This window comes from Plebeiibacterium sediminum, from assembly GCF_026013605.1.
GTDB classification, from domain to species: domain Bacteria; phylum Bacteroidota; class Bacteroidia; order Bacteroidales; family Marinilabiliaceae; genus Saccharicrinis; species Saccharicrinis sediminus.
This window is the reverse complement of the sequence record NZ_JAPDPJ010000242.1, coordinates 1-713: the sequence shown is the minus strand read 5'-3', so window position 1 is coordinate 713 and position 713 is coordinate 1. Positions and strand designations below refer to the sequence as shown.

Below are 713 nucleotides of genomic sequence, written 5' to 3'. Positions count from 1 at the left end.
AAGCATTAAAAATAGTTAGTATAAATATAAAGGCTATTATGCTATATCTCATTTCTTTAATGTTTTAATGTTATTAATGATAAATACTAATTCCAATAATAAGCTTCAAAAAGATCATCGATATTATCTTTTTCACCTTCATCACAAGTAGATAATAATTGATCTCTAAACTCCTGTGGGCTTCTTATAATAATCTGTATTATTCTTGAAAAAAATATATTAAAGTAATGTTGTGATGCATCAAAAAAAGAGGCTGAATTTAAATCAGCCTCTTAGATAAATTATTTTTATAAATCTAAGGAATCGTTAGTTAAATAATAGTAAGCATCAAAAGATTCTTCGTTTTGAATAAATTCCCAGTTGTCAATATTAAATATGGGTGAACCATGTTGGAAGTTTTTAACTACTTGATCTTCTATTTCTATCTTGATAGAATCGTAAATAAATGTAAGGTAATTCTTAAAAATTTTTTTTCTATTCATTGTTGCAACAAGATCAGTCGAAAATAGTTCTGATGTCATTGGTTGTAATTCAATTGTGTCATTTTCTATTTTATCTGTCGAGATTGAATATGAATACCCTATGAATGTTAAGCTAAAATCAGATTGATTGTTTATTTTATAATATACAGGGAATGTCTCAGGATCATCGCAAGCATTAAAAATAGTTAGTATAAATATAAAGGCTATTATGCTATATCTCATTTCTTTAAT

General features: G+C 25.4%; 1 protein-coding gene. It reads right to left on the bottom strand.

Features of this window, described 5'->3' with window-relative positions; all coding sequences use genetic code 11:
* Positions 1 to 287: 287 nt before the first annotated feature.
* Positions 288 to 713 (bottom strand): hypothetical protein (locus OM075_RS25290; protein WP_301193345.1); only part of this gene is annotated, 426 nt, incomplete at its 5' end.